Below are 26,409 nucleotides of genomic sequence, written 5' to 3'. Positions count from 1 at the left end.
AACCCGATTATGAAATAATGGAGAATCAGAATACATGATTTTGAAGGATAAAAAGCCGTTTTTCTGTCTGGCTTTGGCGGGCGTGCTGCTGTCGGCCTGCAATATTAGCGGGCGCGAAGCCGGTTCCGGCTCGGCAGAAAATATTTTGTCCTTGACCCAGGTTATCGATAATAATCCCAATGATGCTAACGGCTATAATGTGCGCGGCGCCGCCTATGGGCGGGCAGGGCGTTATGCCAGGGCGATTGATGATTTTAACAAGGCCATTGCTCTTAACCCGCAATTTGCCGCCGCTTATGCCAACAGGGCTTTGGTATATCGCTACAGGGGTGATAATAAGGCAGCGCTGGCGGATTATAACAAGGCTCTGGCGCTTAATCCTGATTATACTGCTGCCTATATTGGCCGCGGCAATTTTTATCGTGAAACCGGGCGGGCAGATCTTGCTTATGCCGATTACAGCCAGGCTATAGCCAAAGGCACAACCGATGGCGCGGCCTGGTATAATCGCGGTCTGGTTGAGCAGCAGCGCGGCGATAATTTGCAGGCTATTGCCGATTTTGGCGCGGCACAATCGCGCCGGCCGCGTAATCCGGAGACTTATATGGCGCGGGGCAGATCTTATCTGGCTTTATCAAACTGGGATAGCGCCGCTGATGATTTTGCCGCTGCCGCCGCGCTGGCGCCGAATAATGCCGAAGCCTGGTATAATCAGGGCTATGCTTTAGAAAAGGAAGGCAATAATAAACACGCTTATGAAGCCTATAGCCGCGCTGCGGCCTTAGGCAAGAGCGAAGCGCGCGCCGGTGTCAAACGCACTGCCCCACCGGCACAATAATGGTATGAGATTTACCTTTGCCGGCGGGAGAGCCGCGGCATATTATGAAGGGTCGTTACTGACGCACCTATTATAGCTAACCGGAAACCGGAGGGGCGCGCGGAGCGTGCAAAATGCAGGGGCGCGCGTAAGCGTGCAAACCGCAGGGGCGCGCGTAAGCGTGCAAAATGCGGTCACGCCGCAACTGCTTTCAAGCGACCCCTAAGGCTCCTTGAACTATAGCTAATCAGAAAATGCGGTTACGCCGTGCTGCGGCAAACTATAGCGCGCTGAAACTTTTGGCAATTTTTTTGCAAAATCCATTTTTTATCATTAAATATCAATATCATATTATTTGACAAATATTCCCTCACTTTTTGACAAATGAACCAGCCCCTTACACAAATGCCGAATGCAAGTATCGCTAATCAGAAAATGCGGTCAAGCTGCAATCCCTTGACGCGTGGCTGGAAAAACTGCGAGGATTAAAGCTGCCCGGAAAATGCGGTCACGCCGCAGCCAAACGGCTGAGGCTGCACTTACGGGGTTAATATAGCGAGTTAGAAAATACCGCCAATCTGCAATCGATCAGGGAAAGGCTTAGCCGGGCGAAAAAATATAACTGATTAGAAATGCAGCCAAGTTGCGGTTTTAGCAGAAAAGTTTGCTGCCCGGCTGGAAGGAGGGGGGAATATTATAGAAATTTATTGCCGATACTTGGTGGTTCGGTGAAAAAACCATTGCTGTTTAATCTGCCTGGGGTGGAATATACCAGTCGGCTTTTTTAATGCGGCCATTGGCAATAGTTTCCTTGACGCAGATGATATAATCCATAAAATCTGCATTTTCTTTGGCGATACGATCGACGGTATCCCAATCTATGTCTCGTTCTGCCGACTCAATAATATATTGGCTCTCAGTCGGGTTTTCCGTATCAAGCAGGATAATACCAATGCCGTGCAGGTTGGAAAGCAGGCGTAATTCCGGATCTATTTTATCGTCAATTTCGGCAGCGACCAGATAGCCGTAATTGGCCCAGGAAGAATTACTCACCGCCTGAAAAAAAGCTTCGCGGAGATTGGCGCTGTTAAGCCTTAGCTTGACTTCGTAAGCGCTAAGATTGGCTGCCTCGTAAAAAAATTTACCGGCGCATTTTTTTATTTTATCATGCCAGTTCTGGCTGGAATATTCTAACCCAACCATATCGGGGTGCAGCCATTTATTGCCGTCTTTGCCGCGTTTATTGCTGCTGCGTTTTTCATCAATGCGCCTGCTGTAAATATTACATTCGGAGAAAAGAAACTCCGCCAGAAGCGGGTATAGATCCGCTTCTTTAAGCTGTTGTGTTTGAGAATTGCTCGTTTCATTGACAGAGTTTTTTCTTCTACTTCAATGATTTCTTCTGCATCTGTTTTTTCTGTCCAATAAAACCGGCGCGGCCGACCGGCAGTTATTTTAATTTTACTATTTTTGCGCAATTTCTGAGGTTTGATTTCGGCGCTTATCTGTGTGATAAGAGCGTCATCAGTGCCTAAATTCTGCTTGGAGTTTTGCCGTTTTTGCTTACAAAATTCAGGAGAATGCTTGAGAATCTATTCGGCAATTTCTCTTGCGGTTAATCTTGTCTCCGGCTGGCTTTGCAGGCAACAGACAATTTTATCGTAAAGGTTAAAATTCATGACAGCTTCCCTGATACTCTATAATTTTATTTTACCCGCGCGGCTTTTTGCGCCAGCCTGTCGCCAAACCACTGCACCGCAACATTAAGGGCAATAAGCACGGCAATGACTGCAATCATAATGGTCACATTGTAACGCTGATAGCCATAACTGATAGCAAGCCGCCCCAAACCATTGCCGCCAATAAAGCCGACCATGGAGCTGGCGGCGATAATAGCAATAATGGTCACAGTAAAACCGCTTATCAGGCTGGGCAGTGATTCCGGCAGCACAACTTCCCGCAAGGTTTGCAGCCGCGTTGCCCCCATAGACAGCACCGCCTGAATCAGATTTTTATCAACTTCACGGAAGGAAAGCTCGGCCATGCGCGCATAAAAGGGAATAGCGGTAATCGAGAGAACAAAAACCGCGGCGCTATTACCGATGGAAGTGCCGACAATGAGCCGCGTCAGCGGAATGAGGCTCACCGCCAGAATAATAAAGGGCACGGCGCGCAAGGCGGTGATAAAAGCGCTGAGCGGCCGGTTTATCCAAGCATTCTCGAATAAATGGCCTTTGGCCGTGGCATAAAGCAGCAGCCCCAGCGGCAGGCCGAAGAGCAGGGCAAAAAAAGAGGCGGCGGCCATTGTCCATATTGTATCCCACAAAGCCGGGCCCAGCAGTTTTTGCAGCAATTCCCAGTCAGACATAGCCTAAAACCTCGCTTTTATCGCCTTTGGCCGCCAGCCAGGCCAGCGCCTGCGCCAGTTTAGCTTTATCACCCGCATTCAGCGCCAGAAAAAACCGCCCCTGCCTTTCTCCCTGGATTGTATCCATGCCGCCATGGATAATACGCGCTATTGCGCCGGTATCTCGCTGCAAATCCTGTAGAAAAGGCGTATTGGCCGCGGCGCCGGAAAGATGAAACTCAATCACCGCCTCATGCCCTTGCGGCCGTAATTGCGCTGCCAGCGCCGGCGGCAAAGAGGGGATTATAGTTTGCAACAGCGCTCTTGTCGCGGCTGCCTGTGGCCGGGCAAAAATATCTTTCACCGCGCCTTGTTCAACAATTTTGCCTTTATCCAGCACAATCAGCCGGTCGGCAATAGCGCGAATAACTTCCATTTCATGGGTGATAAGGATAATAGTTACACCCATTTTGCGGTTAATTTCTCGCAAGAGCTGCAAAATCGCCTGGGTTGTTTCCGGGTCAAGCGCTGAGCTTGCTTCATCAGACAGCAGAATATCCGGCCCGGCGGCCAAAGCGCGGGCAATGCCCACGCGCTGCTTTTGCCCGCCGGAAAGAAAGGCGGGGTAATGTTGCTCTTTGCCGCCAAGGCCAACAGTCTGTAACAACTCAGCCGCTTTTTGCCGCCGCGCAATTTTGCTCATGCCGGCCAGTTTGAGCGGCAAAGCAACATTATCGATAATAGTGCGGGAAGAAAGCAGGTTAAACTGCTGGAAAATCATGGCAATGCGGCGGCGCATTTGTCGGCTTTCTTCAAGCGTCAGCCCGGCGCTGTCGCGGCTTTTATAAAAAATACTGCCGCTATCGGGCTTTTCCAACCCGTTAATGCAGCGGATAAGGGTTGATTTGCCGGCGCCGCTGCGACCAATAATGCCAAGAATCTCCCCTTTATAAACGGTAAGAGAAACACCGTTAACGGCTTTGGTGCCGCCAAAAGAGCGGCGCAGATTTTTCAGCTCCAGCAGAGGCTGTGCTTTGGGCCTGGTCGACATAGCCGCTCTTCCTTACCAGGGGGTAATGGCGCGATTGCCGAAAACGCGCCAAATAGCGCTGCGCACTGTCTCATTTTGATAAGAGGCGACCAGCTTTTGCACCCAGGGCCTGCCTGTATCCTCACTGCGGACAGCAATAAAATTGACATAAGGGTTGTTTACGGGCGATTCGGCAGCAATCAGCTCTGTTGCCGGGTTAAGGCCGGTCGCGCTCACCCAGCTATTGGTCACAATCACCAGATCCATATCGCCAATAGCGCGGCCTAAAATGCCGGAATCCATTTCCTGAAATTGCAGATTCTTCGGATTATCGCTGATATTTATCGGCGTTACCAGAATATTGGCAGGGTCATCAAGGGTAATCAGGCCTTTTTGCGCCAAAAGGCGCAAAGCGCGGCCTTCATTGGAGGGATCATCGGGGATACCGATAGTCGCACCAATAGGCAGATCTTCCAGCTTTTTCACCCGGCGGGAATAGGCGCCCAAAGGGTAAAGACAAGTATCGCCGGCGGGGGTGATTTTGTAACCGCGCTGGGCGATTTGCGCTTCCAGATAAGGCCGGTGCTGAAAGGCATTGGCGTCAAGCTCGCCATTATTGAGCGCTTCATTGGGCAAAATATAATCTGAAAACGGCACCAGCACAATATTCAGCCCTTCTTTTTCCTTTGCATAGGCTGCTGCCGTTTGCCAGACTTCCAGCTCATCACCTTCTATCACACCCAGGCGGATTGTGGTTTTATCCGGCATTTCTGCCGCTTGCGCGCGCGCCGGCAGGGCTGCGGCCATGATTGCCGGAGCCAGTAAGCCGGCAAAAAGGGCGGCATTATACAGATTGCGGATAAAAACAGAAAGTAACGGCATAAGCACTCCTTCGCCGTAAAACAACAGGGAGGCGCCATGCTAAAGGAGAGACCGGGAAAATAAAAGAAAAAAAACCTTCCCCGAGCAATTCTCTAAGGAATTTCTCTAAAAAGGCTGTTTTGAGCGGCGCTAATGGTGTTTATGCCGCCGGTGATCTGCTTTATTGGCCGCCACTATGACAGAGACAATAACCAGCAATAATACGGCGAGGAAAGCCGCCAGCTCAATAAAGAGGTGATTATCAGCCTTAAGCACACAAAAGAAAGAGGCCAGATAACCGGCAAAATCCAGAATTTTCCGCAGCAATTCGTGTAGCATGGCTAGCTCGCAATAATGCCGGCTTCAGGAGAAGTTTATTATCAATTTATCCCCTTTGCGGCCCGGCCTGTCAAATTATTTTTGCCTTTTTGCAGAGAAAAAGCCCCGCTGCTTTATAAGTGTTTTACGGCTTTATGCTTGCCTTCTTCTCTTTTATTCGCCGTTATGAGGCCCGGACGGCGGCAGAGCAGGGCGGGCGTGAAAGCGACCGGCCAGTTCTTCGGCAGTTTTCCGCTCCAGCTTAAGCGGTTTTTTGCTCCGCTGCCCAGGCCGCGCTGCGCCTGTCCTCACTTGCTGTTGCGGCGCGATTTTGCCCGGCAGAGAGCCGGCTGCTGTGCTGCGGGGCAGGGACAAGGCGGCAGAGCATGAGTGGCGCTTTGTTCACGCTTGCTTCCCGGCGGCTTTGGGCCGCAGCAAATTGCGCGCCAGCAGCAATTCGGCAATTTGCACGGCATTAAGCGCTGCTCCTTTGCGCAGATTATCGGCAACAATCCAGAAGGCGAGGCCGTTTTCCACGCTGCTATCTTCCCGCAGGCGGCTAATATAGGCGGCATCTTCGCCCGCTATTTCATAGGGCGTGGCATAGCCGCCATCTTCCCTTTTATCCACCACCATCAGGCCGGGTGCATGGCGCAGCAGCTCACGCGCTTTTTCAGCGCTTATCGGCCGGGCAAATTCAGCATTTACCGCCTCGCCATGGCCGATAAATACCGGCACGCGCACGGCAGTGGCGGCGACTTTTATTTTCGGATCAAGAATTTTTTTGGTTTCGGCGTTGAGCTTCCATTCTTCTCTGGTGGAGCCGTCTTCCATAAAACTGTCAATATGAGGAATAAGGTTAAAGGCAATGCGCTTGGTAAATATTTTGCGCTCAATCGGATCAGCCACAAAAACGGCGCGCGATTGCTCAAATAATTCGTCCATTGCCGCTTTGCCGGCGCCGGAGACAGATTGATAAGTGGCAACCACCACGCGCGTGATTGTGGCAGCCATATGCAGCGGCTTGAGCGCCATGACAAGCTGCACGGTAGAGCAGTTCGGATTGGCAATAATATAGCGCCGGTTAAAATTCTCTATGGCCTCAGGGTTCACCTCCGGCACAATCAGCGGCACATCGGCATGGTAACGCCAGGCCGAAGAATTATCAATGACAACACAGCGCATGCCGGCGATTTTCGGCGCCCATTCCTGCGCAATTTTGCTGCCGGCCGACATCAGGCAAATATCCGTATCGGTAAAATCATAATTTTCCAGCGCCCGCACTTTCAAGCTTTTGTCACCATAGGAGACTTCCTTGCCTTGGCTGCGGCGCGAAGCAAGCGGGATAATGGCGGCAGCGGGGAAGCCGCGCTCTTCCAATATAGTCAGCATTTCCCGCCCGACATTACCGGTAGCGCCGACAACGGCAATTTTAAACCCTGTTGCTGCCGACATGGCCAATCTCCTGCTTTTACCATGTTTTTGCACTATGACCCACCCTATAGCAGGCGCCGCAAATATGGTCAAATTGCTGCGGTCGATAAAGCGTATCAGGGGCAAGAGGTCAGGGACGGGTAATTGCGCGGGTAGAGGCCAGGCTGCCGGCATTGGCGGCTTTGCCGCTTTTGGCCTGCATAATGCCGGGCTTTAATGCTGGCCGCGGCGCGATGCCGACCCACAGACCGGCATGCCGGATCGATTGCCGTTTAATATAATGATATTCCGTTTCCTGCCAGTTTAACACTTCATCACGCAAATTATCGAGAATAAAATCGCCGTCCTCTGTGCGCACGCTCAGCACGGCATGAGCCTCACCGTCCGGTTTGCGCACGACGGTAATCAGCAAAGCGGCGGCGGGCAGGCCGCGTTTTTGCAATTCCCGCTGTTTCAGCAGCACATAATCCTCACAATCGCCGCGCATTTTACTGCCGGCTTTATCAGGATACTCCCAATATTCTTCCCTGCCGTAAATTTCATCGTCTGTAGCGGCGTGTATAGTATTATTAACGGCGGCATTGACGCGCAGCATATTATGCCGGATTTTCGGCGTGAGCCTGAGCGGGGCGGTCGCGCCTTTACGAGCGCGGCATTGTTGCGCATAACGCCGGCAAAAATCATAATGGCCGACAGGTTGCGAGGTTAGCCCCAATGTTTCCATCGCCGCCGATCCGGCGGCGGCAGAGAGCGCCGGCAAAGCGGCTTTGCCGGCTGGGGCAGAGGTAAGCGCTGCTGCTGCCGCATTGGCCAGGCCCAGGGCAAAAATCAGGAAGCAGCATAGAAATTTACCGATAGTCGCGCGCATTTTCCGCCTGTTTGCCAAAAATCAACCTGAGCCGGCAAAGGCAAGGTCTGTTAATTCTTAACGAAAAGTTAAGCGCAAACGGGCGCAGCGGCAATGATTTCCTGCGGCAATCCAACGGAAAGTTAATTTATGGTTAATTATGCGGCAGCGCGGGTGACGGCGCTTGGGTTACTGCCGGGCATTGGCGCGGGTGATAAGCGGCAGAATTTTTTCGCGGAAAGCGGCTTCATTCATCGGGCCGATAAAGCGGTAGAGAATAATGCCGCCTTTATCGAGCACAAATGTTTCCGGCGGGCCGTAAACGCCCCAGTCAATGGCGGCATGGCCGTTTTTGTCAAAGCCAATCAGGCGAAAGGGATTGCCGAAATTGCCGAGAAAACGTTTGGCATTGTCGCTGCTGTCTTTATAATTGACGCCAACCAGTTGAAAAGCCGGATTATCGGCCAGACTCATCAAAAAAGGGTGTTCTTCCCGGCAGGGGGGGCACCATGAGCCCCAGAAATTGACCAAAGTGACGCGGCCTTTGAAATTATTGCTGTCAAAAAGCTGTTTTGCTGCCGTTGCAGCTTTGGTGCCGGCAGCCGGCAGCGCCGTGTTTGCTGCCGCCTCCAGCAGCGGCAGTTTCAGGCGCGGCGCTGCTTTATCCTGTAGCGCATTGGGGATTTCATCGTCCGCCTCATTGCCTGTCTGCGCAGTGATACGAAAAAAGGCCAAAAGGATAAAAGCAGAAAGCAGCAAAAACGGCATTAACAGCAGCAAACGTCTTTTGCCGCGCGCCGGCAGCGCCGGCCCCGCTGACGGCGGCTCTGTTTTAGCTGTTTTTATGTCATCTCCAGCCATTTATGCCCTTATTGTATCAGGTTTCAGCCATGATTGCGCCTGTTTGCCGCCCGCTTTTGTTCCATCTGCCGCAGCTCTTGCCGCAGCCGCCTGCCGGCGATAAACAGGCGGGCAAAAAGGCCGGTCAGGACAAGAGCGGTTATCGCATAAGCGAGAATGACAAATTGCCAATGTGTCATAGGCCCGTTTCCCTGTCCTGCCCGTTATCGGCTATAGTGTCAGGCTCATCGACTGCCGCCGGCTCTGCCTCCCATGCCAGTTTTTGCTGCAAAGCGCGCAGTGAGACGCGCAAAATTTCATTGCGCATGGCCAAAAGCTGCAAGACAAAAAACAGCATAGTAAAGGCAGCCGCCATTACCAGCAAGGGTATGAGAATAGCAGGGGCAATGGCTATGCCGCCTTTGCGCAAAATAGAGGCGGGCTGGTGCAGACTGTTCCACCATTCTACTGAAAATTTGATAATCGGAATATCAATAAAGCCGATAAGGGTTAAAACGGCAGCGGCATAAGCCGCGGTGCGGCTATTGTCAAAAGCGCGTGACAGCGCGATAATGCCGCAATAAAGCAGGAGCAGAATAAACATGGAAAACAGGCGGGAATCACCCCATTCCCACCATGTGCCCCAGCTTGGCCGCCCCCAGATAGAGCCTGTTGCCAGCGCCAATAAGGTAAAGGCGGCACCGATTGGGGCGGCGGTTTTCAGGGCAATAGCGGCGAGCGGGTGCTTCCACAGCAAAATACCGGCGGCTGAGCAGGCCATCATAGTATAGCACAGCATAGAGAGCCAGGCGCAAGGCACATGAATAAACATGATTTTGACCGTCAGCCCCTGCTGGTAATCCGGCGGTGCCGCCCAGGCAAGATATAGCCCGGCGGCAAGCCCCACGGCCGATATTATGCCCAAAGGCGGCAAAAGCCGCGCCGATATTTGCATAAAACGCTGCGGGCGGGAAAGCCCGCGCCACCAGGATTGCGGCAGAGAAGGGGCAGGAAGAGACATAACAGGTTAATGCGGCCTTATAGCGGTTGCAGCGCCGGCCGGCGCCGGTTCTGGCTTGTCGGAACCTTTATTATAGATAAAATTTCGGCTTTGGCAATGCGTTTATCAGGCCGGCGCGGCGGCTATTCAGCGGTAAATTTGAGCGCTAACGCTGCTGCTGCCGGGCCGACAAGGCCGAAAAACAGGGTAAGCGCCAGCAGGAAGTAAAGCGGCTGGAGCGCCGTGCCGGCGGCAAGAGCCACGCTTGCCGCCGTGCCGAAAATAATAACCGGTATAATCAAAGGCAGCACCAGCACGGCAAGCAGAACGCCGCCGCGCGGCAAAGCGGCGGTTAAGGCCGCGCCCAGCGCGCCGATAAAGGTGATGGCCGGAGTGCCAAGGACAAGGCTGGCAGTTAAGGCTGCGGCCTGGCGCCAGGCCGGATTCAGCAATAAGGACAAAACCGGTGCGGCGGCGATAAGCGGCAGCACCGTGCTCACCCAATGGGCTGCCGATTTGACCAGAACCATTACTGTCAGGCTGCTGAAATCGCCGGCGGCAAGAATAATATCCAGCGAGCCGTCTTCTTTATCGGTCTGGAACAGCCTGTCCAGCCCCAGTAAAACCGCCAGCAGGGCAAAAAACCATAACAGGCCGGGGCCGGCTTGCGCCAGCAGCGTTTTGTCTGTTCCCAGCGCAAAAGGTGACAGAATAATGACGGAAATGAAGAAGAGCAGGCTGGTGCCAATGGCGCCGCCGGCTTTAATACCGGCTTTTATATCGCGGATAAACAGGTTTTTCATTTTTATCTCTTGAGTGACGGCGCGCGGCCGGAGCCTTGTTTTGTCTGCCCGCTATCCGGCCTGAAGGGGGTCATAAAATTGTCCTTCCGGCGTTTGCGGCCGATAATCGGCGAGATTAAGGCTTATATCCGCCGGCAGACCAAGCGGTGTATGGGTGGCGGCGATAACCAGCCCGCCGGCAGCCAGATGCTCCCGGCAAATCTGGCTGAAAAGCGCCGCGCCGGCCTGGTCAAGCCCGGAGCCTGGTTCGTCCAGCAGCCATAAAGGCCGCGCTCCGGTCAACAGGCGGCTGAGGCCGATGCGCCGCTTTTGCCCGGTAGATAAAGCGGCAAAGGGCAAATCGGCATAGGCGGCCATTTTTACTTTATCCAGAGCCCTGAGCAGCACTTTTTTTTCCTCACCGGCGCCAAGGCGCTTATCAGTGAAGAAGCGGCACCAGAAGCGCAGATTATCGCGGACGGAAAGCTGCGGTTTCATGGCATTTTTATCGCTCAAATAATGGCTGAAACCTTGCCGCGGCAGGGAAATATTTTTATTTTCCAAAGCTGGTGCGGTTTTTTGCGCAGTCGCCATCGATAAATCAATAGTGCCGGAAAGCGGTGGGTAAAGCCCGGCTATGAGACGCAATAAAGTGGATTTTCCTGTGCCGTTGGCCCCGTTTATCACTGCTATTTGCCCGCTTTGCAAGCTGAAGGAAAGCTGCGAGAACAGAATTTTGCCGCCGCGCTGCGCTTGTAAGCCTTCAATTTCTATGCGCACATATTGGGGAATTTCCGCCATATTTGGTCTGTCTGCCTCTATCCCCTTTTGTCAGCCGCTATAAGCCGCTTAATAAGCAGCGCTGTCACAATGGCTGCCGCGCTTTTGCCGCTCGACTCTCCCCCAAATATAATTTAAACCGGATTATTTTTCAAAACATGTCTGGAAGATTTTTAGGAATAGTTCTATAAAACAGCCATATTTTATCTGCAAGGGTGAAATGCGTCTCTGTCAGGCCGCCTTTGCCGGTTTTATCTGCGCCGGGGTGCCGGCAGTTCAAATATACGGGATTAAGGTCAATGGTGCATATGGATAGTTTTAAATGCCGTAAAACTCTGAAAATCGGCAATAAGGAATATGTGTATTACAGCCTGAAAGAGGCAGAAAAAAACGGCCTTGCCGGGATAGGAAGGCTGCCCTTTTCCATGAAAATCCTGTTGGAAAACCTGCTGCGTTTTGAAGACGGCCGTTCGGTAAAAAAGCAGGATATTGAAAATGTCGCCGCCTGGCTCACGGATAAAGGCAAAGCCGGCGCAGAAATCGCCTATCGCCCCGCCCGGGTGCTGATGCAGGATTTTACCGGTGTGCCGGCCGTGGTAGACTTGGCCGCTATGCGTGATGCCATGCACCGTCTGGGCGGTGATGTAGAAAAAATCAACCCGCTTGTGCCGGTCGATCTGGTGATTGACCATTCGGTTATTGTTGATGATTTCGGCAACAGGCTGGCTTTTGAGCATAATGTGGAAAAGGAATATGAGCGCAATGGTGAGCGCTATCGTTTCCTTAAATGGGGGCAGCAGGCCTTCCGCAATTTCCGCGTTGTGCCGCCCGGCACCGGCATTTGCCACCAGGTTAATCTGGAATATCTGGCGCAAACCGTGTGGACGGCTGCGGTTGACGGCGAAAATACTGCTTATCCCGATACATGTGTCGGCACGGATTCGCACACGACTATGGTCAATGGCCTTGGCGTGCTGGGCTGGGGTGTCGGCGGTATTGAGGCCGAAGCCGCCATGCTTGGCCAGCCGGTTTCCATGCTGCTGCCGGAGGTTATCGGCTTCCGCCTGACCGGCCGGCTGAAAGAAGGCATTACCGCCACGGATCTGGTGTTGACGGTGACGCAAATGCTGCGCAAAAAAGGCGTTGTCGGCAAATTTGTTGAGTTTTTCGGCCCCGGTCTTGATCATATGACTTTGGCTGATCGCGCTACAATCGGCAATATGAGCCCGGAATATGGCGCCACTTGCGGCTTTTTCCCCGTTGATGGTGAGACAATTCATTATCTTACTATGACCGGGCGCGAGCGTGAGCGTATTGCGCTGGTTGAAGCCTATGCCAAAGAGCAGGGCCTGTGGCGGGAAAGCGGCGTGCAGGCGGCGGAGCCGGTTTTCAGTGATATTATCGAGCTGGATATTGGCGATGTTGTCTCCTCTATGGCCGGGCCGAAACGGCCGGAAGGCCGCCTGCCGCTGGGGGAAATCGGCAAAGGTTTTGCCCAGGCGCTGGCGGGGGATTTTCATAAACAGGGCAAGGAAAATGAGCGCTATAAAGTAGCGGGCGAAGATTATGATTTAGGCCATGGCGATGTGGTGATTGCCGCCATTACCTCCTGCACCAATACATCTAACCCTAATGTGCTGATTGCCGCCGGGCTTTTGGCGCGCAATGCCGTGGCCAAAGGGTTGAAAACCAGGCCCTGGGTGAAGACTTCTCTTGCTCCCGGCAGCCAGGTGGTGGAAGCCTATCTGAAAAATTCCGGCCTGCAAAAGGATCTGGACGCTTTGGGCTTTAATCTGGTCGGCTTTGGCTGCACCACCTGTATCGGCAATTCCGGCCCGCTGCCGGCGCCGATTGCCAAAACAGTGAATGAAAAGGGTTTGATTGCCGCGGCGGTTCTTTCCGGCAATCGTAATTTTGAAGGCCGCGTTTCGCCTGATGTGCAGGCTAATTATCTGGCTTCGCCGCCTTTGGTGGTGGCGCATGCGCTGGCCGGCACAGTGCGCAAGGATTTAACCAGAGAGCCGCTGGGCGAAGGGGCTGACGGCCAGCCGGTTTATTTGCGCGATATTTGGCCGAGCAGCTATGAGGTTCAGGAATTTATCGACAAAAATGTAACCCGCGCTTTGTTTGCCGAAAAATATGCCGATGTCTTTAAAGGCACAGAACACTGGCAGGCGGTAAAAGCGCCGGCCGGGCAGGTTTATGCCTGGGACGAAAATTCCACTTATGTGCGCAATCCGCCTTATTTTGATGCTATGCCGAAACAGCCGGCGGCGTTGGAAGATATTAAGGACGCGCATATTCTTGGCCTGTTTGGCGATAAAATCACTACGGATCATATTTCTCCTGCCGGGGCGATTAAAATAGATTCGCCGGCCGGAAAATATTTGACCGATCACGGGGTGAAGCCGGCGGATTTCAACCAATACGGCACGCGGCGCGGCAATCATGAAGTAATGATGCGCGGTACTTTTGCCAATATTCGTATTCGCAATTTCATGCTGGGCGAAAACGGGCGTGAAGGCGGTTACAGCCTGCATTATCCTGACGGCAAGGAAAGCTCTATTTATGATGTTGCCATGGAATATAAACAGCAAAAAACGCCTTTGGTGGTTTTTGCCGGGGTGGAATATGGCAATGGCTCCTCCCGCGACTGGGCGGCTAAAGGGCCTAGTCTGCTGGGGGTGCGGGCGGTTATTGCGCAATCTTTTGAACGTATTCATCGTTCCAATCTGGTCGGCATGGGGATTGTGCCTTTTGTCTTTGAAGAAGGCACGAGCTGGAAATCGCTGGGGTTGAAGGGTGATGAGACGGTTAGCATTGCCGGCATTAACGCCTTGAAGCCGCGGCAGAAACTGCCGGCAGTGATTCGCTTCGGCAATGGGGAAGAAAAGCTGGTGCCGATTATTTGCCGGGTGGATACGCTGGAAGAGCTGGATTATCTGCATAATGGCGGTATTTTGCAATTTGTTTTGCGCCGTCTGGCCGGATAGCGGCAAAACAGGCGGAGTAAAATGATAGAGTGCTGGCGCCGCATTGCTTTGGGTGCGGTGCAAAAACGGTTATGAGGAGAGGGAAAATAATGGGGCAGGCCGGTATTTCGGCCTGTCTGAAAAAGCGGGAGCTGGATCGGATTTTGCCGCAGATTCAGATGCAAAGCGGCATTTTCAGCCTCCGGGGCATTGACCTGAGCCGTTTCCTTGTTTATAAGACGGTCAGAATTCAGGCGGTTTGGGCCGCGCAGGGTGTTTCCGGTATTTTGCCGGCAAAAGAAAGAGGAATTTATGGCCAATACGGTTTCGGCCAAAAAGGCGGTGCGTAAAATTGCTGCCCGCACAGAGGTCAATAAAGCGCGGCGTTCACGTGTGCGGACGTTTATTCGCAAATTTGAAGATGCGGTAAAAGCCGGTGATGATACGCAGGCCAAAGCGGCTTTTAAAGTAGTAGAGCCGGAAATTATGCGCGCTGTCAGTAAAGGCGTGGTGCATAAAAACACTGCTGCGCGCAAGGTTTCACGTCTGGCGCAGCGTTTGAAGGCAATGCACGCATAATGCGCTCTGCTGTATAGCTTTCTGCCGCCGGATTAGTGCGGTTTATGGAGAATGGGGCCTCTCGTGCTGTTAAGGGTGCGGGGGCTTTTTATTTATCATTATTGTAATCCGCTTATCCAGCCGGAGTGACGAGGTGTTTAGCCGGGCAATGCTCTGGCGCTGCCTTTGCAAGCCGCCAGCCTTGAGCTGGAGTAACTACGTGGCTGGCCGGGCCATGCTCCTGTTTGTTGCTGCGCCGGCGGCCGGCAAGCGGGGCAGGCGGCGGCAAGCCGCCCATTTTATTCCCGGCACATATGAAAAACAGAGGGCAGGCTGCCGGGCCAGATATTTCGCTTTTCTGTAAGAAACGGCATAATTTTAGTGCTCTCTTCGCCGGTCGCGTAAATAGGCGTCATTGCTGTATCTGGCTATAATTATGCGCTGCCGGGAGAGGAGAATCCTCACTTCCCGCTTGTATTAGTATAGACTGCCCGTCCGCTTCGGCAATATCGCCCTTGCAAATTTCTGCCCGATTTCTCCAAATAATTCCCTCTATTATAATAGCAGGGTAATTTTTACCAGATTTTCTCCGGCATTATATAGAATTAAAAGAAATAAATTTTTTCAGGAAATTTATAAAAGGATTTCTTGCTTCCGCACGCCTTAAGTTTTGGAAAAAGGCAGAAAAATCAACCGGTTTTCAGGTGATTATGTGCTCTTCTGAGTGCGGAATGCCTGTAAATTTATATAAAAATCAATTCTATATGGGAGTTATCCACAAGAGTCCGGCGCCCCCTGTCAGTCCGGCTATATGTCAAGCTAAAAAAATAAAGTTTTTTTTAAGAATTGCGCTGCCAATGCAGCCTGTAAAGCCGAATGTAAAAAAACTTTTTGAATCAAGGGGGCTGAGATGAGAGAGCCCTTATCAAGCCGGGACAGGCCTCTTTTGCCGCGCTCACCCGGCCTTTTTATTCTCTTGCCTAAAAGGGGCAGTTTTCTGTATGTTGATTTTGCTGTTGCTTTTCTGACAGCAGGAATTGTAAGGGGCAAAGCCTTATCAGACCGGCAATGTTTATGCCTGTTGTGCCGGCGGGCAAAAACTGCGGGCCGGGGGGTGTGGAGCTTATCCGGCTGCATAAGGCGTCTGATATTGTTTTATGTCCTTCCTCTATCCGGGCAAAGACCGCCTGCGGTTAATTGCCGGTAATACGGCTGTGAAGCGGGGGCAAAAAGCAAAATATTTAGCGGCGACCCGGCCTGGGGTGCCGGTTCTGTATGAAATTGGGTCAAGGGTGAAGATAATGCGTGTTAACAGAACAGAAGCAAAAATGGAACAGCCGGGTGAAATACATTCTGCTGCGCCGCTGTCGCCTGTTAAGCTGCGTGAAGGAGCGGGTATGAGACAGGCTGGTTTTGTGGGAGAAGAAAGGCGCGCTGTTGATTTTGTCGAGGCAGCCGGGCCGGTTTGTTCGCAGGCCGAGATTGGTCGTATTTTTGAACGCGTGGCGGCCAGGCTGAAAGCGCGTATCGGCAAAGAAGCCTATATGAGCTGGTTTGGCCGTTTGCAGCTTGATGATTATGGCCGTAATCAGGTGCGTCTTTCTGTTCCCACTGCTTTTTTGCGTTCATGGATCAATAATCATTACGCCAATTTGCTTTGTGATTTGTGGAAAGAAGAAAATCCCGAAATTTTGCGTATTGATATTGTTGTGCGCAGCATGAATCGCAAGGTGCCGGCGCCGGCCCGCCCCGGCGCGGTTGAAGCGGAAGAGCACAATGCCAGACGCGCCGCTTTTGCCGGCCTGGTCGCCAAAGCAGAAAAAGCTGTGCCGCATGCCGCTCAGGCTGTTTTCGGTTCTCCGCTGGATAATCGCTATAATTTTGACAATTTTATTGAAGGCGCTTCCAATCGCGTGGCTCTGGCGGCGGCGCGCTCAATAGCCGAAGCAGGCGAAGGGGCATTGCGTTTTAACCCGTTATTTATTCATGCTGCTGTCGGTTTGGGCAAAACGCATTTGCTGCAGGCCGTGGCCCAGGCCGCTTTGCGGCGCGGTGCCGGGGCGCGTGTGGTATATCTGACAGCGGAATATTTCATGTGGCGTTTTGCCACTGCCATTCGTGATAATGATGCTCTTTCTTTCAAGGAGCAGTTGCGCGATATTGATCTGTTGATTATTGATGATATGCAATTTCTGCAGGGGAAATCTATTCAGCATGAATTTTGCCATTTGATCAATAATCTGCTGGATAGCGCCAAACAGGTGGTTGTTGCTGCCGATCGCCCGCCGCAAGAGCTGGAATCTCTGGATATGCGGGTGCGTTCACGCTTGCAGGGCGGCGTTTCGCTGGAGATGGGGGCGCCGGATTATACTATGCGGCTGGAAATGCTGCGCACACGGCTAAAACAGGCGAAGTCAGATGAAATTTCGCTGAATATTGGCGAGGAAATGCTGTCACATATTGCCCGTGCCATATGCGGCTCGGGGCGTGATGTTGAAGGCGCCTTCAACCAGCTTTTATTCCGCTATTCTTTTGAGCCGGATATTAGCAGCAATATACAGCGCATAGACGAGCTTTTGGGGCATTTGACCCAAAAAGGTGAGCCGAAGCGGATTCGCATAGAGGAAATTCAACGCGTAGTGGCGCGTCATTATAATGTTTCCAAGCAGGATTTATTGTCTAATCGGCGCACGCGCTCTATTGTGCGGCCGCGGCAGGTGGCAATGTATCTCGCCAAAATGATGACTTTGCGCTCTTTACCGGAAATCGGCCGCCGTTTCGGCGGGCGGGATCATACGACTGTGTTGCATGCTGTGCGCAAAATTGAAGAAATGATGGGGGGGGATTCCAAACTCGCACAAGAGCTGGAATTGCTAAAACGCCTGATTGATGAGCAGGCTGCCTGAATATAATCCGGCTTATTATTTATTCTATCGGCAAGAGCGCCTGGCCGTCTTTTATATTGGCCGCCTGGGGATAGAGTAAAAAGCGGTGAAATTTATCGGGAATAATGGGGGAAAACAGAGATTCCTCTATTTATTCGCGCAAGGAGATGGGCTAGCCTGCCTTGGAATAATGGGGGTGCGGCCGCAATCAGGGGCGATTTTAAAGCGGGATATTATTATGCGTATTGCTGTTGACAGGGCAAATCTCTTGCGGTCTTTGGGGCGCGTTCATCGTATTGTTGAGCGCCGCAATACTGTGCCTATTCTTTCCAATATATTGATTGAGGCCAGTGAGAAAAACGGTGTCGGCACTATTTGCCTGAAGAGCACGGATCTGGATCTGGAAGTGACGGAAGAAACAGCAGCCGGGGTGGAGAAGCCGGGGGCGACAACAATTCCTGCGCATTTGCTTTATGATATTGTCCGCAAATTGCCTGAAGGCGGTGAAATTTCTCTGAGTCTGGACGCTGAGGGCAAATTTGTAACACTTGTTTCAGGGCGTTCCAATTTCCGGTTGGAAACTTTGCCGCGCGGTGATTTTCCCGAGCTTTCGGCTGAAGGATTCAGCCATTCTTTTACCCTGCCGGCCGGGCAGTTGAAATATCTTATTGAATCCACCCAATTTGCTGTTTCTCAAGAAGAAACGCGCTATTATCTCAATGGCATTTATTTGCATGTGCTGGAGGTGGAAGGGGTGCAAAAATTGCGGGCAGTGGCTACAGACGGCCATCGCCTGGCCTGTGTTGAGGTGGAAGCGCCGGAACAGGCAATTACTATGCCGGGTCTCATTATTCCGCGCAAAACAGTAGGGGAGCTGCAGAAGCTTTTAAGCGAAATGGGAGAGGCCGATATTACGGTGCACGTGTCTGAAGCGAAAATTCGGTTATCTATGAGGGCGATTATTTTGACCTCCAAGCTGATTGACGGTGTTTTCCCTGATTATCAGCGCGTTATCCCGCTCAATAATGAGAAGAAGCTGGAAGTCAAGCGGGCAGAATTTGTCTCTGCTGTGGATCGTGTTTCCACTATTTCTACAGATAGGGGGCGTGCGGTTAAGCTGGCTCTGGCGGCAGATATAGTGACCCTGACTGTCCATAATCCTGATTCCGGCACGGCTGAAGATAAAATAACCGCTTCCTATGATGGGGATTCTATGGAAATCGGCTTTAATTCGCGTTATTTGCTGGATATTGCCGGCCAGATTGCCGGGGAAGATATTGTTTTTATGCTGGCAGATAGCGGTGCGCCGACCCTGATTCGCGATAATGCCGATAATCGTGCGCTTTATGTATTGATGCCGATGCGCGTTTAGCTTCCCTATATAGCCTTATTGAGCAAAAACAGGCAAGCAAGGTGGCCTGCGCCTGTGAGAGGGGCAGGTGTTTTCTTGCTATGAGGGTTTATGTCTGCCATTATTTTGCCGGCGGAAGAAAAAGACTCCGCCTCTCTTTCCTCATCTGTTCAAAAAGTTTATGTGCGGCAAATTGCGCTATCGCATTACCGTAATTATAAAAGCCTCAAACAGGCTTTTTCTGCCGGGCGGATAATATTGACAGGTTTGAACGGAGCGGGAAAGACGAATCTGCTGGAGGCGCTTTCTCTTTTATCCCCCGGACGCGGTTTGCGCCGCGCCGCTTATAGCGATATTTCTTCTGCTGAATCCGGCGGCAGTCACAATAATAATATTGGGCCGGGCGGAAATTTTGCTGTTTCCGCCCGGCTTGCTTCTTCTCTTTACGGTGACACGCAGATAGGCACAGGGCTTATTGTGTCACCTTCGGCAAAAAATGCGGTTTTTCCGGGCAAAATGGAATCAGTCAGCCGCCGTGTGCATATTAATGGTGCTGTTCGTCCGGCTGAAATTCTGGCGGAATATTGCCGTATTATCTGGCTTGTCCCGGCTCAGGACGGTTTGTTTATCGGGCCGGCAGGCGAGAGACGGCGTTTTCTGGATCGCCTGGTTCTGGCCCTGGATAGCAGCCATGCGCGCCGGGTTATTGATTATGAAAAAGCCATGCGATCACGGAATCGCCTTTTGGCCGACTTTGCGGCGGATTCTCATTGGTTTGAGGCGATAGAAGCACAAATGGCAGAGCTTGGAACGGCTATTGCCGCAGCGCGGCAGGAAATTATGCGCTGTTTGGGAGCTGCAACAAAGCCGCTTTTGCATAAAGGCAGTTTTCCACAGGCTGTGCTTATGGTTGACGGTTTGCTGGAAAACAGATTACAGCAACAGGCGGCCATTGATGTTGAAGATTTTTTTTATCATTATCTGCGTGAAAATCGCGAAAAAGATCGCTTGGCCGGGCGCAGCCTGGAAGGGCCGCACCGCAGTGATTTACTTGTTTTTCATAAAGAAAAAAATATGCCGGCGAGCCTGTGTTCGACTGGCGAACAGAAGGCCCTGTTAACGGGATTGATTTTATCGCATGCGCATCTGGTTGCCGAGCTGACAGGCATGACGCCTATCCTGCTGCTCGATGAAATTGCCGCACATTTAGATGAAGGAAGACGCGAAGCGCTATTTGCTATTTTAGAAGATTTACAGGCGCAGGCTTTTATGACCGGCACAGATAAAACATTGTTTGCCGCATTAAAAGAGCGAGCCGAATTTTTTCATGTTAAAGATGGTTATCTGCAAAGTGAAGCGTAAAATATTCCGGCATGAAAAAATCTTAAAAAATAATATATCGGGTTTTATTGTGCACCAGAATAATGCTTTATGCCTTCCGGTAATATTGTTTTTTGAATTTCGGTTCAGCATGAGTCGCGCTGTTGTTACGGCGGGTTTTATTGCGCATTTGTGCTGTTTTCAGATTCTGCGCCGCCTGCAAATAAATATTGATTTTCCGGGGGATAAACCAGGAAAAAAAGAGTAAACTGTGCTCTATTGTCGCAGGCCGTTATAAAAGCCTTTGCCAAATGATAGAGATACGGTTATAGTCGCCATAATGAGGCCGTATTTACGCCGGCTCCTGCTGGGGGGCTGCTGATTGTCCGGTTCGCTCGAGCTTTTTTGAGCGGGAAATAGCGGGCGATTTGGAATAGGTCTGCGGCCTTTCTGTGAAATGTAGATTTTATGGAGCTGGGTTTCGCAAAAATAAAATCGCACAAACGATTCGCGTTTGGTGCTGGTATCGAGGTCGTCCGGGCAGGGGTTTCTGCTGCGGGCGGTTAGTGGTGACGCGAGTGTCCTCATGACGAAATAAGGCATGAGAGGGCAGGATCAAATGGAACATATAAAAAAAATATCCTATTTTTTCGGCGCAGCGGTTTTGATGCTGCTTTTGTCGGGTTGTGATATCGCTGTTTTGCAGCCGGTTGGCTATGTCAGTAAAGAGATGAGGAATCTGATTGTCGTTTCCTTTGTTCTTATGTTGTTGATCGTTATCCCGGTCATGATCGCAGTGGTAGTTTTTGCCTTTAAATACAGGGCTTCCAACAAAAATGCGGAATATCTCCCGGATTGGGGGGGGTCGCACAAGCTGGAATTCTGGATGTGGATTATCCCCATTTGTATGGTTTCGATTCTTGCGGTGCTGTCGGCTACCTATATTCATAAGCTTGAGCCGTCGAAAGTTTTACCGGAATCGGTCGCCGGGAATGAACCTATATTGCAGATTGATGCCGTTGCTCTTGACTGGAAATGGCTGTTTATCTATCCGCAATATGGTGTGGCTACGGTGAATGAAATTTACGCGCCGGCCGGGCGCCAGGTTCTCATTCAGATGACGGCGGAAAATTCGGTCAATGCCTTTTGGGTGCCGAAGCTTGGCCCCGTCCTTTACGCTATGCCGCAAATGAATGATAAACTGCATCTTATCTCCAAAGAAGACGGTGTTTATAAAGGGCGCTCGGCCAATTATAGCGGCGCCGGTTTTGCCGGTATGGAATTTGATTGGCATTCTGTATCCAGGGGTGATTTTAATGCCTGGGTGGCAAAAGCGCGGCAGAGCCGCAACAGACTGGATCGTGCTGCTTACCTCAATTTGGCTCAGGCAAGCCAGGGTAATCCGGTGGCCTATTATTCCGGCGTTGAAAAAGATCTTTATTACCGTGTTGTTAATCGCTGCGTTGTCAGCGGCACGGTTTGCAATGAGGAATTGATGAAAATCGCTGCTGCAAAATCCCTTTGGGGGCAGCTCTGCTCGGTTTTTGACCCTGGTGTGGTTGCGGTCAAATAAAGCGGGTGACACTAGTCGATGACGGGGCGCAGAGCTGTGCTTTTCGCCTCGTTTAAACAGGAATTTTTAAAATTCGGGTTAGAAAATGTTTGGGAAATTATTTGGAAGGTTGATGGGTGATCCTACGGCTGCTCCGTTTGAGGCCTTGGGACAGGTGCCTATAGTTCTCTATACGTGCTTGGCCATAGTGGTGATTGCGGTTCTGGTAGTGGCAGGGATTTTATTGCTCGGCTGGTGGGGATCTTTGTGGCGCAACTGGATCACTTCAGTCGATCATAAGCGCCTCGGCATTATGTATGTTGTTTTGGCAGTCGTAATGCTGGTGCGCGGTTTTGCCGATGCTATTATGATGCGGACGCATCAGGCCATGGCGCTGGGAGAGGGCAGCGGTTATCTGCCGCCTGAGCACTATGATCAAATCTTTACCGCGCATGGCGTGATTATGATTTTTTTCATGGCTACGCCGCTGCTGTTTGGTTTGTTCAATTTTGTCATTCCATTGCAAATCGGCGCGCGTGATGTCGCTTTCCCGTTTTTGAACAATCTCTCTTTCTGGCTGACTTTTGCCGGCGCTATTCTCATCAATATTTCTTTGGGCGTCGGCAATTTTGGCCGTGTGGGCTGGCTGGCTTATCCGCCGCTTTCCGGTCTGAGCGGCAGCCCTGATACCGGGGTGGATTATTATATATGGTCGTTACAACTATCAGGCGTGGCAACGACAATGGGGGCGATAAATTTTCTGGTAACGATTTTCAAAATGCGTGCTCCCGGCATGACATTGATGAAAATGCCGATTTTCTGTTGGTCTGCCGTTGTCAGTAATGCGCTTATTTTGATGATTTATCCGGTTTTAATGGCCGCCTATATTTTTCTGACGCTGGATCGTTATCTCGGTTTCCATTTCTTTACCAATGACGGCGCCGGCAATCCAATGGTGTGGATAAACTATGTCTGGGTTTTCGGCCACCCGGAAGTTTATGTGCTGGTTTTGCCTGCTTTTGGTATTTTGTCTGAAGTCGTGCCGGTTTTTTCCAGCAAACGCCTGTTCGGTTATTCAGCCATGATTTGGGCTCTGCTTGTCATTCTTGTTTTGTCCTTCCTGGTTTGGGTGCACCATTTCTTCACCATGGGGGCAGGTATCGCCGTTAATACATTCTTCAGTATTATGACGATGATTATTTCTGTTCCGACCGGTGTTAAAATTTTCAACTGGCTGTTCACCATGTATAAAGGGCGTATCCGTTTTGAGCCGCCAATGTTGTGGTGCATGGGTATGATCTTCACTTTTGTCGGCGGTGGTCTGACGGGTGTTATGTTGTCTCTCGCTTCAGCAGACTGGGCTTTCCATAATTCAGCCTTTCTGGTGGCGCATTTCCATCATACAATTATCGGCGGTGTTGTCTTTTCTTATCTTGCCGGTTTTGTTTTCTGGTTCCCGAAGGCTTTCGGTTTCAAACTGAACCGGACATTAGGTATTGCCAGTTTCTGGTGTTGGTTTGTCGGTTTTTATGTTGCTTTCTTCCCGCTTTATGTTGTCGGATTAAAGGGTGCAACACGCCGTATGCAACACTTTATGGATCCTGCCTGGCAGATTTATTATATTGTCATGGTTGTGGGCGTATTTATTATCGCTCTCGGCATTTTGTCTCTGGTTTTACAGCTCATATTGGCTATTATCCATGGGTGCAAGCTCAAAGGCAATTTACCGGTGGGGAAAGCGGATCCCTGGGGTGATGGGCGTTCGCTGGAATGGTCAGTATCTTCACCGCCGCCGCCCTATAATTTCGCCACTGTGCCGCAAGTCTCTACTACTGATGCTTATTGGCAGATGAAAGTGGAAGGGAAACCAATTAAAACCAGTGGTTTTCAGCCTGTTCACATGCCTTCCAATACAGCGGCAGGTTTTTGGATCGGCATATTTGCCCTTATTCTCGGCTTTGCTCTGGTGTGGCATATTTGGTGGCTTGTAATGCTCTGTTTTATCGGAGCAGTGGCCAGTTTTATCTGCTACTCCTTCTTTGGCGATCATGATGGCTATTATATCCCTGCGGCAAAAGTGCAAGAGCATGAGGAGGCCTTTGCGCGAATTGAGGCAAAAGGAAGAAAAGCATGAGTCCTACAATGATAAAAACAGCACAGGCAGGGGGCCATCATGATGATGGCTCCACCAGAATACTCGGCTTCTGGATTTATATCCTTCAGGATTTATTTCTTTTTGCTACATTTTTCGCCAATTTCGCTGTCTTTTCTGCATCTTACAGTTCTGCGGAGACACCGAAAGAATTCATTGATCTGAATTTTGTTCTGATTGAAACCTTCATTCTGTTGACATCGTCCATTACTTATGGTTTTGCCATGATAGGCGTGCGGAAAAATAGTGTTTCGGCAACGCGTTTATGGCTCTTCATCACTTTTATCCTGGGCGCTCTGTTTATCAGCATGGAGCTTTATGAGTTCCACCATTTATTTGCTGAGGGTGCTCCTTATTTACGCGATGCACAGGGGAATATTATCCCCTATGCGAACGGAATTGATGACGGTCGCGGCGGTGGTATTGCGGCTTATTGGTCGGCTTTCTTCTCGCTTGTCGGCTTGCACGGTCTTCATGTAACCGCCGGTCTGGTTGTGATGGTCTGCATGTTTGTCCATTTGGGCATGCACGGTTTGACCGCGCGCAATAAAGCGCGCCTCGGCTGTTTGTCTCTTTTCTGGCACTTCCTGGATATTGTGTGGATTGGTGTCTTTACGGCTGTTTATCTCTTGGGAGTTTTGTGATGGTTGAACAAACACATACGGCACATGGCTCGGCTATCGCCAAATATGTTATCGGCTTTGTTCTATCAGTGCTTTTGACACTGGCAGCTTTTCTTCCGGTTATGAATAACTGGCTCGCCGATTGGTCTGTTAGCGCCAAGGTTCTTTATTTACTGGGGCTGGCATTGGTGCAGATGATGGTTCAGATTACTTTCTTTTTGCATTTAACGGACGGGCCGGACGCGAGGTATAATATTATCACTATGTGGGCTGCTATTGTTTGCGTCTTTATTATTATTGCCGGAACATGGTGGGTGATGTGGCATTTGAATTATCAGGTAATGGGTGGTGCCGGCCGTATTGAGCAATCAGATGTTATTTATCCTGCCAATGCCGCGCCGGCTGCTACGCAGGCACAGTGATGATATTTACTTATGGCGGCTTTGCGCGCTGATAAAAACATAGATTTAAAGCCCCGCATTTGTGATGCGGGGCTTTTTTATCGGCTAAAAATCTGATGAAGGTCATTGTCGAATCCTTGCTGCTTTTGCCGCAGCCCGACCCGCTTTTCTGATGAGCTATGTTCCCGTCTGCCGGCCGTGCCGGTTCGGCGGGCCGCAGCTTGACCCGCTTTTCTGATGAGCTATGCTTCCGTCTGCCGGCTGTGCCGGTATCGGCAGGTCGCAGCCCGACCCGCTTTCCCGATGAGCTATGCTTCCGTCTGCCGGCTGTGCCGGTTCGGCGGGTCGCAGCTTGACCCGCTTTTCTGATGAGCTATACTGTAATCGGCACCTTTAAACAGAAAATAATGCCGGCAATCAGGCAAATGAGCTATTTATCTGGCTTGAAACCCGGCAAAAGCAGGGATTTTCATGTATAATTTTATTCATATTTCTGATTTGCATCTCGCGCCGCTGCCGCCGGCGCGCTGGTGGCAGTTGCTTAATAAGCGGCTGATCGGTTATGCAAACTGGCAACTTAAACGCAAGGCTTCCGTGCCAACCGGGGCGTTTGAGGCAATTTTGCAGCATATTCGCCGGCAGACTTATCAGCATTTGGCGATTAGCGGTGATTTGGTGAATTTGGCACTGCCGGCAGAATTTGACCGGGCGCGGGCAAAAATTGCTTCTTTTGGGGCGGTGCAGGATATTTCACTGGTTTTCGGCAATCATGATGCTTATGTACCGGGGGCTCTAGCCTTGGCCTGCACTGTTTTTGCTCCGTGGATAAAGAGCGACAGCCTCGTGACCAGGGCGGCTTTTCCCTATATGCACATTAGGGGAGAAATAGCGTTTATCGGTGTTTCTTCTGCCATTGCCACGCCGCCTTTTATTGCCGCCGGTTATTTTAGCGCCTCTCAGGCGCGGGCGCTTTCTCTCTTACTGCAGCAGGCGGCAGAGCAGCGGCTGTTTCGGGTCGTGATGATTCATCACCCGCCTTATTATGGCGCGACAAAAGGCTCAAGAGCGCTATGGGGAATAAAGCGCTTTCAAAAAACTGTTGCAGCAGCGGGGGCAGAGCTGATAATTCATGGCCATACGCATTTGCCAAGTCTGGTCTATATTCAGGGCAAAGCCGGCAGCAACGGAAGGCAAAAGCGGGTTCCCGTTGTCGGTGCGGCCGCCGCAGCACAAAAATTTGGCGGTCATAAACCGCCGGCCGGTTATAATTTGTTCAGTATTGGCAAAAACCGGCGGGGAGAATGGCATTGCCGGTTGCGCCGCTTCAGCCTGAAAAATGCGGAAAATGCCATAGGCTGCGTGGTGGACGTGGATTTATTGGATTAAAGGAAAATTATTTACAGCCTGGCCTACCGGCAGTTCTAAAATTTTTCGCGGTGCTCTGTTTTTACCCGCAAAGGACGCGGCGCGCTTTATCATGCGCTAATATTGGCTAAATAAGCTGAAGAAGCCCGGTCAAAACTCACCTGATTATCCGGC

General features: G+C 51.1%; 26 protein-coding genes. 12 read left to right on the top strand and 14 right to left on the bottom strand.

Features of this window, described 5'->3' with window-relative positions:
• The first annotated feature begins 34 nt into the window (after nt 1-34).
• Nucleotides 35-838, top strand: coding sequence for a tetratricopeptide repeat protein (locus DPQ22_RS04320; protein WP_150213478.1), 804 nt, complete (start codon nt 35-37; stop codon nt 836-838).
• A gap of 726 nt (nt 839-1,564) precedes the next feature.
• On the opposite strand, the gene DPQ22_RS09150 is transcribed toward DPQ22_RS04320, so the two are convergent.
• The 14 genes from DPQ22_RS09150 to ccmA form a co-directional block, all read right to left on the bottom strand.
• The gene (locus tag DPQ22_RS09150) at nt 1,565-2,020 is read right to left on the bottom strand and encodes a hypothetical protein (RefSeq protein WP_246681473.1); all 456 of its coding nucleotides are present in this window, start codon (nt 2,018-2,020) and stop codon (nt 1,565-1,567) included.
• The gene (locus DPQ22_RS09145) at nt 2,008-2,295 is read right to left on the bottom strand and encodes a hypothetical protein (RefSeq protein ID WP_246681472.1); all 288 of its coding nucleotides are present in this window, start codon (nt 2,293-2,295) and stop codon (nt 2,008-2,010) included. The genes DPQ22_RS09150 and DPQ22_RS09145 overlap by 13 nt, the downstream gene beginning before the upstream one ends.
• Before the next feature lie 227 nt (nt 2,296-2,522).
• Nucleotides 2,523-3,185 carry a methionine ABC transporter permease gene (locus DPQ22_RS04310; RefSeq protein ID WP_150213476.1) on the bottom strand — a complete coding sequence of 221 codons (663 nt, stop codon included), beginning with the start codon at nt 3,183-3,185 and terminating at the stop codon, nt 2,523-2,525.
• A complete protein-coding gene (locus DPQ22_RS04305) occupies nt 3,178-4,215 on the bottom strand; it encodes a methionine ABC transporter ATP-binding protein (protein WP_150213474.1) in 1,038 nt (345 codons plus the stop codon). Before DPQ22_RS04305 ends, DPQ22_RS04310 begins: the two co-directional genes overlap by 8 nt.
• Before the next feature lie 12 nt (nt 4,216-4,227).
• On the bottom strand, nt 4,228-5,076 hold the full coding sequence (locus DPQ22_RS04300; protein ID WP_150213472.1) for a MetQ/NlpA family ABC transporter substrate-binding protein: 849 nt from the start codon (nt 5,074-5,076) through the stop codon (nt 4,228-4,230).
• A 129-nt stretch (nt 5,077-5,205) separates the two neighbouring features.
• On the bottom strand, nt 5,206-5,394 hold the full coding sequence (locus tag DPQ22_RS04295; protein WP_150213469.1) for a hypothetical protein: 189 nt from the start codon (nt 5,392-5,394) through the stop codon (nt 5,206-5,208).
• A 241-nt stretch (nt 5,395-5,635) separates the two neighbouring features.
• Entirely contained in the window at nt 5,636-5,779 is a 144-nt protein-coding gene (locus DPQ22_RS08845) for a hypothetical protein (protein ID WP_190323143.1), read from the bottom strand.
• The gene (locus tag DPQ22_RS04290) at nt 5,776-6,828 is read right to left on the bottom strand and encodes an aspartate-semialdehyde dehydrogenase (RefSeq protein WP_150213467.1); all 1,053 of its coding nucleotides are present in this window, start codon (nt 6,826-6,828) and stop codon (nt 5,776-5,778) included. The genes DPQ22_RS08845 and DPQ22_RS04290 overlap by 4 nt, the downstream gene beginning before the upstream one ends.
• Before the next feature lie 109 nt (nt 6,829-6,937).
• A complete protein-coding gene (locus DPQ22_RS04285; protein WP_425305145.1) occupies nt 6,938-7,531 on the bottom strand; it encodes a transglutaminase-like cysteine peptidase in 594 nt (197 codons plus the stop codon).
• 312 nt (nt 7,532-7,843) lie between these two features.
• Nucleotides 7,844-8,515: a DsbE family thiol:disulfide interchange protein gene (locus DPQ22_RS04280; RefSeq protein WP_150213462.1), complete on the bottom strand. Its 672-nt coding sequence runs from the start codon at nt 8,513-8,515 to the stop codon at nt 7,844-7,846.
• Nucleotides 8,516-8,538: 23 nt separating this feature from the next.
• Nucleotides 8,539-8,694, bottom strand: coding sequence for a heme exporter protein CcmD (ccmD, locus tag DPQ22_RS04275; protein WP_150213460.1), 156 nt, complete (start codon nt 8,692-8,694; stop codon nt 8,539-8,541).
• Nucleotides 8,691-9,515 carry a heme ABC transporter permease gene (locus DPQ22_RS04270; RefSeq protein ID WP_150213458.1) on the bottom strand — a complete coding sequence of 275 codons (825 nt, stop codon included), beginning with the start codon at nt 9,513-9,515 and terminating at the stop codon, nt 8,691-8,693. The genes ccmD and DPQ22_RS04270 overlap by 4 nt, the downstream gene beginning before the upstream one ends.
• Nucleotides 9,516-9,637: 122 nt before the next feature.
• Nucleotides 9,638-10,297, bottom strand: coding sequence for a heme exporter protein CcmB (gene ccmB, locus DPQ22_RS04265; RefSeq protein ID WP_150213457.1), 660 nt, complete (start codon nt 10,295-10,297; stop codon nt 9,638-9,640).
• A gap of 51 nt (nt 10,298-10,348) precedes the next feature.
• Nucleotides 10,349-11,077, bottom strand: coding sequence for a heme ABC exporter ATP-binding protein CcmA (ccmA, locus tag DPQ22_RS04260; RefSeq protein WP_150213456.1), 729 nt, complete (start codon nt 11,075-11,077; stop codon nt 10,349-10,351).
• 278 nt (nt 11,078-11,355) lie between these two features.
• Between ccmA and acnA the strand changes: the two genes are divergently transcribed.
• The 11 genes from acnA (at nt 11,356) to DPQ22_RS04205 (ending at nt 26,256) form a co-directional block, all read left to right on the top strand.
• Nucleotides 11,356-14,049, top strand: a complete 2,694-nt coding sequence (gene acnA / locus DPQ22_RS04255) for an aconitate hydratase AcnA (protein ID WP_150213455.1) — start codon at nt 11,356-11,358, stop codon at nt 14,047-14,049.
• 71 nt (nt 14,050-14,120) lie between these two features.
• Complete coding sequence (locus DPQ22_RS04250) at nt 14,121-14,378, top strand: hypothetical protein (protein ID WP_150213454.1); 258 nt, start codon at nt 14,121-14,123, stop codon at nt 14,376-14,378.
• On the top strand, nt 14,341-14,607 hold the full coding sequence (rpsT, locus tag DPQ22_RS04245; RefSeq protein WP_150213453.1) for a 30S ribosomal protein S20: 267 nt from the start codon (nt 14,341-14,343) through the stop codon (nt 14,605-14,607). Before DPQ22_RS04250 ends, rpsT begins: the two co-directional genes overlap by 38 nt.
• 1,280 nt (nt 14,608-15,887) lie before the next feature.
• Entirely contained in the window at nt 15,888-17,492 is a 1,605-nt protein-coding gene (gene dnaA, locus DPQ22_RS04240; RefSeq protein WP_246681471.1) for a chromosomal replication initiator protein DnaA, read from the top strand.
• 217 nt (nt 17,493-17,709) lie between these two features.
• On the top strand, nt 17,710-18,843 hold the full coding sequence (dnaN, locus tag DPQ22_RS04235; protein WP_150213589.1) for a DNA polymerase III subunit beta: 1,134 nt from the start codon (nt 17,710-17,712) through the stop codon (nt 18,841-18,843).
• Nucleotides 18,844-18,933: 90 nt separating this feature from the next.
• On the top strand, nt 18,934-20,184 hold the full coding sequence (locus DPQ22_RS04230) for a DNA replication/repair protein RecF (RefSeq protein ID WP_150213452.1): 1,251 nt from the start codon (nt 18,934-18,936) through the stop codon (nt 20,182-20,184).
• Between the two features lie 577 nt (nt 20,185-20,761).
• The gene (gene cyoA, locus DPQ22_RS04225; RefSeq protein WP_150213451.1) at nt 20,762-21,715 is read left to right on the top strand and encodes a ubiquinol oxidase subunit II; all 954 of its coding nucleotides are present in this window, start codon (nt 20,762-20,764) and stop codon (nt 21,713-21,715) included.
• Nucleotides 21,716-21,800: 85 nt separating this feature from the next.
• Nucleotides 21,801-23,828 (top strand): cbb3-type cytochrome c oxidase subunit I, encoded by a 2,028-nt coding sequence (locus DPQ22_RS04220; RefSeq protein ID WP_150213450.1) that lies wholly within the window; start codon nt 21,801-21,803, stop codon nt 23,826-23,828.
• Nucleotides 23,825-24,490: a cytochrome (ubi)quinol oxidase subunit III gene (locus DPQ22_RS04215; RefSeq protein ID WP_150213449.1), complete on the top strand. Its 666-nt coding sequence runs from the start codon at nt 23,825-23,827 to the stop codon at nt 24,488-24,490. The genes DPQ22_RS04220 and DPQ22_RS04215 overlap by 4 nt, the downstream gene beginning before the upstream one ends.
• Nucleotides 24,490-24,891 (top strand): cytochrome o ubiquinol oxidase subunit IV, encoded by a 402-nt coding sequence (gene cyoD / locus DPQ22_RS04210; RefSeq protein ID WP_150213448.1) that lies wholly within the window; start codon nt 24,490-24,492, stop codon nt 24,889-24,891. The genes DPQ22_RS04215 and cyoD overlap by 1 nt, the downstream gene beginning before the upstream one ends.
• A 450-nt stretch (nt 24,892-25,341) precedes the next feature.
• Nucleotides 25,342-26,256 carry a metallophosphoesterase family protein gene (locus DPQ22_RS04205; protein ID WP_150213447.1) on the top strand — a complete coding sequence of 305 codons (915 nt, stop codon included), beginning with the start codon at nt 25,342-25,344 and terminating at the stop codon, nt 26,254-26,256.
• The last annotated feature ends 153 nt before the right edge of the window (nt 26,257-26,409 follow it).

This window comes from Candidatus Tokpelaia sp. (assembly GCF_008636115.1).
Classification (GTDB): domain Bacteria; phylum Pseudomonadota; class Alphaproteobacteria; order Rhizobiales; family Rhizobiaceae; genus QLZD01.
The sequence above is the reverse complement of the archived record's forward strand: the minus strand, read 5'-3'. Positions and strand labels throughout refer to the sequence as shown.